General features: G+C 66.6%; 13 protein-coding genes. 10 read left to right on the forward strand and 3 right to left on the reverse strand.

Annotation, left to right across the window (positions count from 1 at the left end):
* Positions 1-42: 42 nt before the first annotated feature.
* Together dksA and J7U46_RS18100 are read right to left on the reverse strand one after the other, a co-directional pair.
* Positions 43-726: an RNA polymerase-binding protein DksA gene (gene dksA / locus J7U46_RS18095; RefSeq protein ID WP_282828781.1), complete on the reverse strand. Its 684-nt coding sequence runs from the start codon at positions 724-726 to the stop codon at positions 43-45.
* 188 nt (positions 727-914) lie between these two features.
* A complete protein-coding gene (locus J7U46_RS18100) occupies positions 915-1,979 on the reverse strand; it encodes a GTP-binding protein (protein WP_282828348.1) in 1,065 nt (354 codons plus the stop codon).
* Between the two features lie 123 nt (positions 1,980-2,102).
* Here J7U46_RS18100 and J7U46_RS18105 point away from each other — a divergent pair, with 123 nt between their 5' ends.
* From J7U46_RS18105 to J7U46_RS18135, 7 genes are read left to right on the forward strand one after another with little or no spacing between them, the layout of a single operon-like run.
* The gene (locus J7U46_RS18105) at positions 2,103-2,975 is read left to right on the forward strand and encodes a transporter associated domain-containing protein (RefSeq protein ID WP_282828350.1); all 873 of its coding nucleotides are present in this window, start codon (positions 2,103-2,105) and stop codon (positions 2,973-2,975) included.
* Positions 2,976-2,983: 8 nt separating this feature from the next.
* Positions 2,984-4,498, forward strand: a complete 1,515-nt coding sequence (gene lnt, locus J7U46_RS18110) for an apolipoprotein N-acyltransferase (RefSeq protein ID WP_282828352.1) — start codon at positions 2,984-2,986, stop codon at positions 4,496-4,498.
* Positions 4,499-4,552: 54 nt separating this feature from the next.
* Positions 4,553-5,491: a glycine--tRNA ligase subunit alpha gene (gene glyQ / locus J7U46_RS18115; protein WP_282828354.1), complete on the forward strand. Its 939-nt coding sequence runs from the start codon at positions 4,553-4,555 to the stop codon at positions 5,489-5,491.
* A gap of 2 nt (positions 5,492-5,493) precedes the next feature.
* On the forward strand, positions 5,494-7,611 hold the full coding sequence (glyS, locus tag J7U46_RS18120; RefSeq protein WP_282828357.1) for a glycine--tRNA ligase subunit beta: 2,118 nt from the start codon (positions 5,494-5,496) through the stop codon (positions 7,609-7,611).
* A gap of 17 nt (positions 7,612-7,628) precedes the next feature.
* Positions 7,629-8,270, forward strand: a complete 642-nt coding sequence (gene gmhB, locus J7U46_RS18125; protein ID WP_282828359.1) for a D-glycero-beta-D-manno-heptose 1,7-bisphosphate 7-phosphatase — start codon at positions 7,629-7,631, stop codon at positions 8,268-8,270.
* Between the two features lie 5 nt (positions 8,271-8,275).
* Positions 8,276-9,055, forward strand: coding sequence for a lysophospholipid acyltransferase family protein (locus tag J7U46_RS18130; protein WP_282828783.1), 780 nt, complete (start codon positions 8,276-8,278; stop codon positions 9,053-9,055).
* 12 nt (positions 9,056-9,067) lie between these two features.
* Positions 9,068-9,922, forward strand: a complete 855-nt coding sequence (locus J7U46_RS18135; RefSeq protein ID WP_282828361.1) for a SprT family zinc-dependent metalloprotease — start codon at positions 9,068-9,070, stop codon at positions 9,920-9,922.
* A 191-nt stretch (positions 9,923-10,113) separates the two neighbouring features.
* Here J7U46_RS18135 and J7U46_RS18140 read toward each other — a convergent pair whose 3' ends face one another.
* Positions 10,114-11,181, reverse strand: coding sequence for an MBL fold metallo-hydrolase (locus J7U46_RS18140; RefSeq protein ID WP_282828363.1), 1,068 nt, complete (start codon positions 11,179-11,181; stop codon positions 10,114-10,116).
* Positions 11,182-11,237: 56 nt separating this feature from the next.
* Between J7U46_RS18140 and J7U46_RS18145 the strand changes: the two genes are divergently transcribed.
* The 3 genes from J7U46_RS18145 (at position 11,238) to J7U46_RS18155 (ending at position 12,626) form a co-directional block, all read left to right on the forward strand.
* On the forward strand, positions 11,238-11,669 hold the full coding sequence (locus tag J7U46_RS18145; protein WP_282828365.1) for a MerR family DNA-binding transcriptional regulator: 432 nt from the start codon (positions 11,238-11,240) through the stop codon (positions 11,667-11,669).
* A gap of 103 nt (positions 11,670-11,772) precedes the next feature.
* Positions 11,773-12,381, forward strand: a complete 609-nt coding sequence (locus J7U46_RS18150) for a hypothetical protein (protein ID WP_282828368.1) — start codon at positions 11,773-11,775, stop codon at positions 12,379-12,381.
* Positions 12,378-12,626, forward strand: coding sequence for a helix-turn-helix transcriptional regulator (locus J7U46_RS18155; RefSeq protein ID WP_282828370.1), 249 nt, complete (start codon positions 12,378-12,380; stop codon positions 12,624-12,626). Before J7U46_RS18150 ends, J7U46_RS18155 begins: the two co-directional genes overlap by 4 nt.
* Positions 12,627-12,635: the final 9 nt, after the last annotated feature.

Consider the following 12,635-nt stretch of genomic DNA (forward strand, 5'->3'; position numbering starts at 1 on the left):
GCGCGCTGTTGGGTCTGGTCGTCGAGCTGATTGTTGAAGGGATCAATCGCCGAACATCTTCTGCTTGAGCTCACGACGTTGTTGAGCTTCCAGCGACAGGGTGGCGGTGGGGCGGGCGATCAGCCGTCCAAGGCCGATGGGCTCGCCGGTTTCGTCGCAGTAACCGTACTCGCCGGTGTCCAGGCGGGCCAGCGACTGCATGATCTTTTTCAGCAGCTTGCGCTCGCGGTCGCGGGTGCGCAGCTCCAGGGCATGTTCTTCTTCGATGGTGGCGCGGTCGGCGGGGTCCGGCACGATCGAGGTGTCTTCGCGCAGATGCTCGGTGGTTTCGCCGGCATTGGACAGCACGCCGTCCTTGAGTTCGGTCAGCTTGGCGCGGAAGAACTCGATCTGCTTGTCATTCATGTACTCCGACTCGGGCATGGCCAGCACTTCGGCATCAGTCAGGTCCTTGCCGGCCTTGGACTTCCAGGCGTTGACCAGCTTGGGGTCGGCCTTGGCGGGGGTACGGGGACTTTCAATCACGGGACTACTCATTTGGCGCGTTGGCGGCTTGGGGGGAGCAAAACGATCTGCGAATCGGCTGGAACTGGTGACCGCAGGCGCCACTTCGGCGACTGGGGCCGCAGCGGCGGCCTTGGCTTTGGCGGTTTTTGCGGCCGGCCGGGCCTCGGCGCTCGCTGCGGGCGCCGGGGTGGACTTGGGGGCCGTGGTCTTGCTCACTATCGTCTCCTCGCTTGGGACTTTATACCTGCTCAGGCCGGGCCGAAACGCATTTGTGTCAAGGTTTGAAAACGCTTGAGCCAAGTTCGGGCGCGGCGGATTGTAGCCATGCTTGTCTGCCTTGCTGCTGACACGGGATCCTGGGGCTTGCCTGGCCCGGGCCAACCCTCGGTCGGCCCGGCTGCCCAGGCTCAGACCAGGCAGCCCTCCAGACCCTGCAGGAGGATGTCCTTGGGCAGGTCGATGCCGATGAAGACCATCTTGCTGATCTTCTTCTCGTTCGGCAGCCACTTGGGGCCGAGGTCCGAGCCCATCAGCTGGTGCACGCCCTGGAAGATCACCTTCTTGTCGCTGCCCTTCATGTGCAGCACGCCCTTGTAGCGCAGCATCTTGGGGCCGTAGACCTGGACGATGGCGCCGAGGAAGTCCTCCAGCTTGGCCGGGTTGAAGGGCCGCTCCGCCTTGAACACGAAGGACTTCACGTCGTCGTCGTGCGCATGGTGGTGCGGATGGTCGCAGTGCTCGCCATGCTCGTGGTCGTGATCATGGTGGTCATGATCGTGGCCGTGGTCGTGAGCATGGTCATGCGCATCGGCGTTGAGGAAGTCGGGGTCGATGTCGAGCTTGGCGTTCAGGTTGAAGCCGCGCTGGTCAAAGACCTTGGCGATGGGCACCTCGCCGAAATGCACGGCCTGCTGCGGCGCGCGCGGGTTCATGTGCTTGATGCGGTGGGCCAGGGCCTCGACGGCCGCCGGCTCCACGAGGTCGGTCTTGCTGAAAAAGATCTGGTCGGCAAAGCCCACCTGGCGGCGCGCTTCCTGGCGGGTGTCTAGCTGCTCCTCGGCATGCTTGGCGTCCACCAGGGTCAGGATGGAATCGAGCAGGTAGCTCTCGGCGATCTCGTCGTCGATGAAGAAGGTCTGGGCCACCGGGCCGGGGTCGGCGAGGCCGGTGGTCTCGATGACCACGCGCTCGAAATCGAGCTCGCCCTTGCGCTTCTTGGCGGCCAGCTCGGACAGCGTGGTGCGCAGGTCCTCGCGGATCGTGCAGCAGACGCAGCCGTTGTTCATCTGGATGATCTGCTCCTCGACGTCGTTGACGAGGATGTCGTTGTCGATGTTCTCCTCGCCGAACTCGTTCTCGATCACGGCGATCTTCTGGCCGTGAGTTTCGCTGAGCACGCGCTTCAGCAGGGTGGTCTTGCCCGAGCCGAGGAAGCCGGTGAGGATGGTGACGGGAATGAGGGCTTGGGACATGGTGGAAGCGAGAGCTGCGGGAAAGGGAGGCCGGGGAAGTGGGGGCGGACGACTTTGGTTCAAGGGTACTGCAATGTCAATCGGTTATTCTTGCCGCCTCTCTACAACGGCACCGACGTTCTCGTGTCCGAACCCCAGCCTAGTCGGCCCTCTCAGCATCGAGGGGGCGAAAAGAAATCTGCCGAGCCGCGCGGTCTCATTGACCGCATCGTGGACTTCCTCCACCCCGGCCCGGATTCCAAGAGCGAATTGATGGAGACGCTGGCCGACGCCGAACAGCGCGAGCTGATCGAGCCCGAGTCGCGCCAGATGCTGGAAGGCGTGCTGCGCATGGCCGAGCTGAGCGCCGGCGATGTGATGGTGGCCGCTCCCCGCATGGATCTGCTCGACATCGAGGCCCCCTATGAGGAGCTGCTGGCCCTGGTGATCGACACCGGGCACTCGCGCTTCCCGGTCTTCGAGGGCCAGCGCGAGAACATCATCGGCATCCTGCTGGCCAAGGATCTGCTGAAGATCCAGCGCGCGCCCGAGCTGAACCTGCGGGCGCTGCTGCGCCCCACCATCTTCGTGCCAGAGAGCAAGGGCCTGAACGAGCTGCTGCGCGACTTCCGTTCCAACCGCAACCACCTGGCCATCGTGATCGACGAGTTCGGCAACACCGCCGGCCTGATCACCATCGAGGACGTGCTGGAAGAAATCGTCGGCGAGATCGAGGACGAGTTCGACGACAAGAACGGCCAGTCCGGCCTCTACACGCTGGCCGACGGCAGCCAGCGCGTGGCCGGCGACACGGCCATCGCGGCCGTCAACGAGTCCTTTTCGGTGCACCTGCCCGAGGACGAGTTCGACACCATAGGCGGCCTCGTCGCCCACCAGCATGGCCGCGTGCCGCGCCGTGGCGAGGTGGTGGAGCTGGCGGGCCTGCTGTTTGCCGTCATGCTGACCCGGGGCGGCGCCGTGCGCTGGTTCAAGGTCACGCGCGCCGAGGCCGGCTGACCTCCGCGATGCTGCCGGCCGTCAATCGCAAGCTGCTGCTGGGCCTGGAGGTTCTCGGCTCCTGGCCCATCGTGATGCTGGCCGGCGTGCTGCACACGGCCTCGTTTGCACCGGGCCTGGCCTGGCCGCTGCAATTGCTGGCGCTGGCCATGCTGGCCCACGCCAGCTGGGACGAGACGCCCGGCCGCGCCGCGCGTCAGGGCCTGCTGTTCGGCCTCGGCTGGCTGGGCTCGGGCCTGTGGTGGCTCTACATCAGCCTGCACGACTTCGGCCATCTGCCGGGCCTGCTCGCCTGCGCGGCGGTGCTGCTGCTGGCCTTGTTCCTCTCGCTCTATTACGCCGCAGCCCTGGCCCTGGCCGCCTGGCTGCGCGACCGCCGGCCGGCCATGCAGGCGCTGATCTGGGCCAGTTGCTGGCTGGTGGCCGAGCTGGCGCGCGCGCAGTTCCTCACCGGCTTCCCCTGGATCGCCAGCGGCTATGCCCATGCGCTGGGCCCGCTCTCGCACTGGGCACCCTGGATCGGTGTCTACGGCCTGTGCGCCTTGGTCGGCCTGTTTGCGGCTGGTGTGGCGGCCGCGCTGCGTGGCAGTGGCCGGGTGCTGATGCTGGTCTTGCTGCTGATCGTGGGCGGGCGCCTGTTCCTGCCGCTGCAGTTCACCGAGGCGACCGGCAAGCTGCGGGTCTCGCTCTTGCAGCCCAATGTGCCGCAGGACCAGAAGTTCGATGCCGAGCTGATGGAGTCCAACCTGGAAAAGCTGGTGACCCAGATCGAGTCGGCGCGCGGCCAACTGGTGGTGACGCCGGAATCGGTCGTGCCGCTGCCGATGGACTGGCTGCTGGAGCGCTATCCGCAGCAGGTCGAGCGGCTCAAGCGCGCGGCCGACAAGCATCCGCTGCTGCTTGGTACCTTCCTCGGCAACGAGCGCGTGGGCTTTGTGAACTCGCTGCTGGCACTGGGCACGGCCCAGCCCTACGACTATGGCAAGCGCCATCTGCTGCCCTTTGGCGAGACCATTCCGACCGGCTTCGCCTGGTTCGTTCACGCCCTTGGCATTCCCATGGACGACCAAGGGCGTGGCCAGCATCAGCGTGCGCTCGAGATCGCGGGCCAGCGCGTGCGGCCGCTGATCTGCTACGAGGATCTGTTCGGCGAGGACTTCGTTGAAAGTGTGCAGTCCGGCCCCGACAGCGCGACCCTGCTGCTCAACGTCAGCAACCTGGCCTGGTTCGGCCCGGCCATGGTGCAGGACCAGCACCTGCAGTTCTCGCAGATGCGCGCGCTGGAGTTCCAGCGGCCCTTCATTCGCTCGACCAACACCGGCGCCACGGCCGTGATCAACCACTACGGCCGCGTGATCGCGCGGCTGCCGGCCGAGATGCGCGACCTGCTCGAGGTCGAGGTCGAGGGCCGGCGCGGTGCCACACCCTACGCGCGCTGGCTGGCTGCCGTGGGCTTGTGGCCCTTGTGGCTGCTCGCCTTGCTACCGCTGGTACTGGCCTGGCGACGCCGCCGGGCGCGCTGAAGACCCCACCTTAGAATCGGGGTCAATCTTGTTGTCACAGACTGCGACCCCCACATGCTGAGCTTCCAGCAAATCATCCTGACCCTGCAGGACTACTGGTCCCGCCAAGGCTGCGCCCTGCTGCAGCCCTACGACATGGAAGTCGGTGCCGGCACCAGCCACACCGCCACCTTCCTGCGTGCCCTCGGCCCCGAGCCCTGGAAGGCCGCCTATGTGCAGCCGAGCCGCCGCCCCAAGGACGGCCGCTATGGCGAGAACCCCAACCGCCTGCAGCACTACTACCAATACCAGGTCGTGCTGAAGCCCGCGCCGGCCAACATCCTCGAGCTCTACCTCGGCTCTCTGGAGGCCCTCGGCTTCGACCTGAAGAAGAACGACGTTCGCTTCGTGGAAGACGACTGGGAGAACCCCACGCTCGGCTGCTGGGGCCTCGGCTGGGAAGTCTGGCTGAACGGCATGGAAGTGACGCAGTTCACCTACTTCCAGCAGGTCGGCGGCATCGACTGCAAGCCCATCACCGGCGAGATCACCTACGGCCTCGAGCGCCTGGCCATGTACCTGCAGGGCAAGGACAGCGTCTATGACCTGGTCTATGTCGAGGGCAAGGACGGCGCTCCCGATATCAAGTACGGCGACGTGTTCCACCAGAACGAGGTCGAGCAGTCGACCTACAACTTCGAGCACAGCGATGTGGACTTCCTCTTGCAGGCCTTTGCGGCGCACGAGAAGCAATCCAAGTATTTGATGGAGCAGTCGCTGGCCCTGCCGGCCTATGAGCAGCTGCTGAAGGCCGGCCACAGCTTCAACCTGCTGGATGCGCGCGGCGCGATCAGCGTGACCGAACGCGCAGCCTACATCGGCCGTATCCGCAACCTGGCCCGCGCGGTGGCGCAGGCCTATCTGGAAAGCCGTGCGCGCCTCGGCTTCCCGATGGCACCCAAGGCCTGGGCTGATGAGGTCGTGGCCCAGATCGAGAAGAAGAAGGCAGCCTGAGCATGTCCACCAAGAATCTGCTGATCGAACTGTTTGTTGAAGAGCTGCCGCCCAAGGCGCTGAAGAAGCTCGGTGAATCCTTTGCCGGCGTGCTGGCCGAAAGCCTCAAGGCGCAAGGCCTGGTGTCTGCCGATGCAGTCGCCACCTCCTTTGCCTCGCCGCGCCGCCTGGGCCTGCACCTGACCCAGGTCGCTGCCAAGGCCGCCGACCGCGCCATGCAACAAAAGCTGATGCCCGTCGCGGTGGCGCTTGATGCCTCCGGCAATGCCACACCGGCCCTGTTGAAGAAGCTGGCCGCGCTGGGCGCCGATGCAAGCGTTGTGCCGCAGTTGAAGCGCGCGCCGGATGGCAAGGCCGATGCCCTGTTCCTGGACCAGGTCGTGGCCGGCGCCACCTTGGCCGAGGGTCTGCAAAAGGCCTTGGACGAGAGCCTGGCCAAGCTGCCCATCCCCAAGGTCATGACCTACCAGCTCGCCGATGGCTGGAGCGACGTGAAGTTCGTGCGCCCGGCCCATGGCCTGGTGGCACTGCATGGCGCCGAGATCGTGCCGGTGCAGGCCCTGGGCTTGACTTCGGGTCGCGTCACTCAAGGTCATCGCTTTGAGGCTCAGACTCCGGAAGTTAGCGTTGAAAGCGCAGACAGCTACGCCTCGCAGCTGCGCGAGCAGGGCGCCGTGATCGCCTCGTTCGCCGAGCGCCGCGCCGAGATCCAGCGTCAGCTGAAGGCTGCGGCCGGTGACCTGAAGCCCATCGACGACGAGGCCCTGCTGGACGAGGTGACGGCCCTGGTCGAGCGCCCCAATGTGCTGGCCTGCCAGTTCGAGCCGGAGTTCCTCGCTGTGCCGCAGGAATGCCTGATCCTCACGATGAAGGCCAACCAGAAGTACTTCCCGCTGCTGGATGCCGAGGGCAAGCTGACGCACAAGTTCCTGGTCGTCTCCAACATCAGCCCGGCCGATGCCAGCGCCGTGATCGGCGGCAATGAGCGTGTCGTGCGCCCGCGCCTGTCGGACGCCAAGTTCTTCTTCGATCAGGACCGCAAGAAGACCCTGGCCGAGCGGGTGCCAGGTCTTGCCAAGGTCGTGTACCACGGCAAGCTGGGTACGCAGGGCGAGCGCGTCGAGCGCGTGCGCGCCATCGCGGGGTTTGTCGCCGCCCAAATTGGTGCCGACGTGCAATTGGCTGACCGCGCTGCCCTGCTCGCCAAGGCCGACCTGCTGACGGACATGGTCGGTGAGTTTCCCGAGCTGCAAGGTGTCATGGGTGGCTACTACGCGCGCCATGACGGTGAGAACGAAGCGGTTGCGAAGGCCATTGCGGCTCAGTACGTCGTTCGGCGGGATGAAGAGGCCCATGCAAGCAATCTCGTCGGCGAAGCCCTGCTGCTGGCCGATCGGATCGAGACGCTGGTGGGCATCTGGGGCATCGGACTCAAGCCGACCGGCGAGAAGGATCCTTTCGCGCTGCGCCGCCATGCGCTTGGCGTGATCCGCTCGATTGAGCTGATCGCTGCCGCGGCTGCCATGGCGGGCAAGTCGCTGGCCTTCCAGCTCGAAGAGGCTCTGCAGTTTGCGGCGGCTACGTTTGCCGCCGGCACGCTGGCGGCCGAAACGGTGGCCGAGGTGAGGGCCTTCATCTACGACCGCTACCAGAACCAGTTGGCCGTCCTGTTCGATGGCCGAAGCGTTGACGCCGTCCTGTCGCAGCAGCCCTCGCTGCAAGAGGTCGTCAAACGCCTTGAAGCCGTGCGCGCCTTCGCGGCCCTGCCCGAGGCCGAGTCGCTGGCCGCCGCCAACAAGCGCATCGCCAACATCCTGAAGAAGATCGAGACGCCGGTCGAGGCCCGCATCGATGAAGCGCTCTTGAAGGAGCCGCCCGAGCAGGCACTGGCCGCTGCGCTGAAGAACGTGCAGCCGCTGGCCGACGGTTTCTTCCACAACGGCGAATATGCGGCTTCCTTGCGCGAGTTGGCGGCCCTGAAGGCGCCGGTCGATGCCTTCTTTGATGGCGTGATGGTCAATGCCGACGACGCCGCGCTGCGCGCCAACCGCCAGGGCCTGTTGAAGACCCTGCATGAGGCGATGAACCGCGTGGCCGACCTGTCGCGGCTGGCGAGCTGAAGCAAGGACGACACACGATGGGCATGCGTTCCGATCACGGCCACGGCACCAAGCTGGTCATCCTGGGCCGCGACGGGACCATCAACCATTACCGCGACGACCATGTGAAGTCGGCCGAGGAGCTCTGCCCCCTGCCCGGCGCGCTGGAGGCGGTGGCGCGGCTCAACCATGCGGGCTGGCACACGGTGATGGCGACCAACCAGCCCGGCATCGGCCGCGGCCTGCTGGACATGGCTTCGCTGAACGCCGTGCATCTGCGGCTCAACCAATTGCTGGCCGAGAAGGGCGGGCGCCTTGACGCCGTGTTCTTCTGCCCGCACACGCCGGATGAAGGCTGCAACTGCCGCAAGCCGCTGCCGGGCCTCGTCCAGCAGATCGGTGCGCGCTTCGGCGTCGATCTGCCCCAGGTCCACATGGTGGGCGCTTCGCTGCGCGACCTGCAGACGGCCCACGCCGCCGGCTGCGTGCCCCACCTGGTGCGCGGCGACCGTCTGGCCGGCACCGACGCCGCCACGATAGACGCGTTGCTGGCCCAGGTGCCGGGCAGCCAGATGCACGACAGCCTGGCGGCCTTTGCCGACTGGTTGATCCAAGACGAAAGACGCGCGAGGGGCGATCTGCGCGACGCCGATTCGCGCCCCGGAGACCTGAGTTCATGATCCTCTTGCATGCGCTGCGCTCGGCGCTGTTCATCGTCTGGCTGGCCGTCACGGTGGTGCCGGTGGCCCTGGCCGTGCTCCTGGTTTCGGTGTTCGTGCGCGGCAATCCGGTGTACTGGACCTGCGTGTTCTGGCTGCGCCTGGCCATTTGGGGCGCTCGCTTCATCTGCGGCGTGCGCTGGCGCATCCAGGGCATGGAGCACCTGCCGAGCGCCGAGCAGAGCCAGTCGGCCGTGGTGCTGCTGGCCAAGCACCAGAGCACCTGGGAGACCTTTGCCTTCCCGACGCTGATGCCGCACCCGCTGGCCTATGTGTTCAAGCGCGAGCTGCTCTACATCCCGTTTTTCGGCTGGGCGATGGCACGCATGGACATGATCCACATTGACCGCAGCAAGCGCGCCCAGGCCTGGAGCAAGGTGGCCGCGCGGGGCCGCGAGCTGGCGAAACGCGGCATCTGGGTGATCATGTTCCCGGAGGGCACGCGCATCGCGCGCGGCAAGAAGGGCGAGTACAAGACCGGCGGCACGCGCCTCGCGATCGAGACCGGCGTGCCGGTCGTGCCCATCGCCGCGACCTCGGCGCGCTGCTGGCCGCGCAAGAGCTTTCTCTTGCGTCCCGGCGTGGTCGACATCTCCATCGGCCAGCCCATTGCCTCCAGCGGCCGTGAGCCGGCCGAGCTGATGCGCGAGGTCGAGGCCTGGATCGAGGGCGAGATGCAGCGCCTGGATCCCGAGGCCTACGCCCACAGTCCCGCGCCCCAGCGCGACACGGCCATCCCTGCCTGAGTGGACGCGGCCATGCTGAAGAAACTCGCCGGCCTGTTGCAGACGCAGCTGCCGTTGTTCGAGTCCGAGCCCCCTCAGTCGCAGCAGCCGCAGCGGCCCTCGCCGCGCGGCGAGCCCGGTCCCTCCGCGCCACGCGCTCGCGAGCTGCTGCTTGGCGAGCACCGTGTGGCCTATGAGCTGCGCCGCGCGCGGCGCCGCAGCATCGGCTTCGTCGTCAATGCCGAGGGCCTGCGCGTCAGTGCGCCGCGCTGGGTCACCATTCCCGACATCGAGATCGCCCTGCAACAAAAGCAGGACTGGATACTGCGCAAGCTCGTGGAGCAGCGCGAGCGCCAGCGCCGTGTCGAGGCCGCGCGCATCGAGTGGCGCGACGGCGGCGAACTGCCCTACCTGGGACGCAAGCTGCGGCTCTCGCTGCAGCCTCAGCTCAGCGGCGTGCAACTGCAGGAAGCGGCGGAGGAGGGGGGGCTGCAGCGCCTGGCGATAGGCCTGCCGCTGGCCAGCGAGAGCGCCCAGATCCGCGATGCCGTCCATGGCTGGCTGCAGCGCGAGGCCAAGGCCTTCTTCAAGCCGCGTTGCGAACATTTCGCACAGGCGCTGGGTGTCACGATGAAGTCGCTGCGCCTCTCCTCGGCCCAGACCCGCTGGGGCAGCGCCAGCGCCGACGGTTCGGTGCGCCTGAACTGGCGGCTGATTCATTACGCGCCATCCACCATCGACTACGTGGTGGCCCATGAGTTGGCCCATCTGCGCGAGATGAACCACAGCCCGCGCTTCTGGGCCGTGGTGCGTTCTGTGCTGCCCGACTACGAAGAGGCCAAGGGCTTGCTGCGTGAAGAAAGCCTCGCCGCCTTCGGCGATGAGTGAAGCCCGGAGCCCCCGTCCCACTTAAGGGGGGTTGGCGACGAACGTCATGGGCTTCAGACTCGCGCCCTGTTAGCTGTCATCACACGGGGGCTGCCTCGGCAAGCCCCGCCAAGAATGGGAACGCCGCCGGCTATTCAGGGATGCCGGCGGCGAATCTCCCTCCAAAGCCCCAGGGGCTGAACCAGGCTGAACTACCGACTGAACCGATAAACGCCATCTGCATCCAGATGGCGTTTCAGTTTCTGGGCCCGCCACAGCGCATTCAGGTGCGCCACCGACTCGCCCATCGCAAACGTGGTCTGGTGCAGGTCCAGCTTGCGCTTGAACAAGAGCTCCAGCAGCTCGGCCGCATGGCAGGGCTTGGCGCTGCAGGCGGCCATCACTTCATCGAGCCGCTCGCGGTGATGCTCTTGCAGCTGATCCACCCGCGCATGCAGGCCGCGGAAGGGCTTGCCGTGCGAGGGCAGGACGAGGGTGTCCTGCGGCAGCGGCAAGAGGCGCGCCAGCGAATCGAGATACAAGGTCAAAGGGTCGGCCTCGGGCTCCACATCCACCACCGAGACATTGGTGGAGATGCGCGGCAGCAGCATGTCGCCCGAGATCAGGACGCCCAGCGTTTGGCAGAACAGGCTGATGTGCTCCGGTGCGTGGCCGTAGCCCACCATGCAGCGCCAGGTGTGGCCGCCGATGTCGATCTCCAGGCCATCCATCAGCCGCCGGTAGCTGGCCGGCACGCTGGGCACCATGCTGGGGTAGTAGCTGGCGCGGCCGCGTATCTTGGCCAGCGAGTCGGGGTCCGTCAGGCCATGGCTGCCGAAGAAGGCGGCGGCCGTCTCGCCGCCCATGCCTACGGTCGAACTGCTTGCCACGCGTGCAAGGTTGTAGTCGGTCGCGCTGATCCACAAACGGCATTGCCATTTCTCGGTCAACCAGGCCGAGAGGCCCATGTGATCGGGATGGAAGTGCGTGACGATGACGCGCAGCACCGGCAGGCCGTCGAGGTGGTTGGCGAACACCTGCTCCCAGGCTTCGCGCGTGGCATCGCTGCTGATGCCGCAGTCGACGAGGGTCCAGCCCTGAACTTCGCCATCGGGGCCGTCGATCTCGTCGCGCAAGAGCCAGAGGTTGATGTGGTCCAGGGCAAAGGGCAGACCCATGCGAACCCAGCGCACGCCGGGCTGCACGTCCAGCACCTGGCCGGGGGCCGGCAGGGCATCGCCCAGCGGATAGTCGAGTTCGTGTTCGCGCGGATTGGCCATGGTCGGGACTGCCTTAGACTTACGTTTACGTCAACGTTAGTCAGGCCAGTGTAGCCATGCCCCAAGCGACCCGCTCGTCCTCGCCCGCGCAGGCTCCTGAAAGCCAGGGCCGCTTGTTCACCATCACCGAGCTGGCGACCGAGTTCGACATCACGCCCCGCGCGATCCGCTTCTACGAGGACATGGGCCTGTTGGAGCCGGCCCGCGCCGGCCGCAACCGCGTCTACACCCACCGCGACCGCACCCGCCTGAAGCTCACGCTGCGCGGCAAGCGCCTCGGGCTCTCGCTGCAGGAAGTGAAGCAGCTGGTCGACATGTACGACTCCGAGAGCGGCGCCGTGCCGCAGCTCAAGGCCTTCCTCGACGTGCTGGCCCAGCACCGCCGCCAGCTGGAGCAGCAGCTCGACGACATCGAGGTCACGCTGGCCGAGATCGCCCAGCACGAAGAGCGTTGCCAGGCCTTGCTGGCCGAGGCCGACGCAGACTGACCCCCGTCTCTTGAAACGCTGAGCCTGACCGGAGGCAAGTGCTTGTCGGCCCTGGTTTTGATATGTATAGTAAACCGGACATTGAATCCGGTTTACCAGACATATGCCTCAAATCCTCCTGCTGGCCTTGTTGTCCCTGCTCACCGGCGGCCTGCTGGCCAGTGGCGTGCTGTCGGCCTTGCCGCTGCGCCCCGGCTTCATCAGCCTGGCCTTGATGCTGGCCAGCGCCGCGCTGGCGCGCCGTCATTGGCAGCGGAGCGAGCATGGGCCTGGGTCCATCGAGCGCGGCTGCTGGCACGGCCTGCTCTGTTACAGCCTGCTCGCCGGCCATCTGGCGGGCCTGCTCTGGCGCCTGGGGCCGCAGCTCGACATGCATGGCCCGAGCGGCCATGCGCTGGCGGTCGACAACTGGACGCTGATACTCGGCGCCTGGCTGAGCTGGCAGATGGCCCGCGACCCGGCGCCGCTGCGCGATGAGCGCGACCGCCTGTTTGCCGCCCAGGCCCTGAGCGCGGCCTGGTACGCGCTGCTGGGCTTGCTGGTGCTGCTGATACTGGCGCTGGGTTTTGGCGAGCACACGGTGGTGGCCCAGTTCAACCAGCCGCTGCTGGCCCACCTGCTGATCCTGATCCTGACCCTGGCCTGCGCCTTCCATGAGGCCGCACAGCTGCGCCTGTACCGGCGCGAGGCCGCACTGGAGCAACTTCAATGAGCGCGGCCAAGCCGCCGCCGGCCACGCCGGTCGACAACCAGCTGCGCCGCCTGCGCTTCGAGCATGGCGAGATGACGCAGGACGCCCTGGCCCGCGCCGTCGGCATCACCCGCCAGACCATCGTGGCGCTGGAGGGCGGCCGCTATGCGCCGTCGCTGGAGCTGGCGATGCGACTGGCCCACCTGTTTGGCCGCAAGGTCGACGAGGTCTTCTTCTGGCGCGATGGCGCGCCGCCGCCTCTTTAAGGACGCTTC

The organism is Pelomonas sp. V22, from assembly GCF_030014915.1.
In the GTDB taxonomy this organism is placed as follows: Bacteria; Pseudomonadota; Gammaproteobacteria; order Burkholderiales; family Burkholderiaceae_C; genus JAUASW01.

Coding starts and splice junctions, on each gene's coding strand:
- J7U46_RS18100 (WP_282828348.1), bottom strand. CDS start 1,979: ATGTCCCAAGCCCTCATTCCCGTCACCATCCTCACCGGCTTCCTCGGC.
- lnt (WP_282828352.1), top strand. CDS start 2,984: ATGCTGCCGGCCGTCAATCGCAAGCTGCTGCTGGGCCTGGAGGTTCTC.
- glyQ (WP_282828354.1), top strand. CDS start 4,553: ATGCTGAGCTTCCAGCAAATCATCCTGACCCTGCAGGACTACTGGTCC.
- glyS (WP_282828357.1), top strand. CDS start 5,494: ATGTCCACCAAGAATCTGCTGATCGAACTGTTTGTTGAAGAGCTGCCG.
- gmhB (WP_282828359.1), top strand. CDS start 7,629: ATGGGCATGCGTTCCGATCACGGCCACGGCACCAAGCTGGTCATCCTG.
- J7U46_RS18135 (WP_282828361.1), top strand. CDS start 9,068: ATGCTGAAGAAACTCGCCGGCCTGTTGCAGACGCAGCTGCCGTTGTTC.
- J7U46_RS18140 (WP_282828363.1), bottom strand. CDS start 11,181: ATGGCCAATCCGCGCGAACACGAACTCGACTATCCGCTGGGCGATGCC.
- J7U46_RS18145 (WP_282828365.1), top strand. CDS start 11,238: ATGCCCCAAGCGACCCGCTCGTCCTCGCCCGCGCAGGCTCCTGAAAGC.
- J7U46_RS18150 (WP_282828368.1), top strand. CDS start 11,773: ATGCCTCAAATCCTCCTGCTGGCCTTGTTGTCCCTGCTCACCGGCGGC.
- J7U46_RS18155 (WP_282828370.1), top strand. CDS start 12,378: ATGAGCGCGGCCAAGCCGCCGCCGGCCACGCCGGTCGACAACCAGCTG.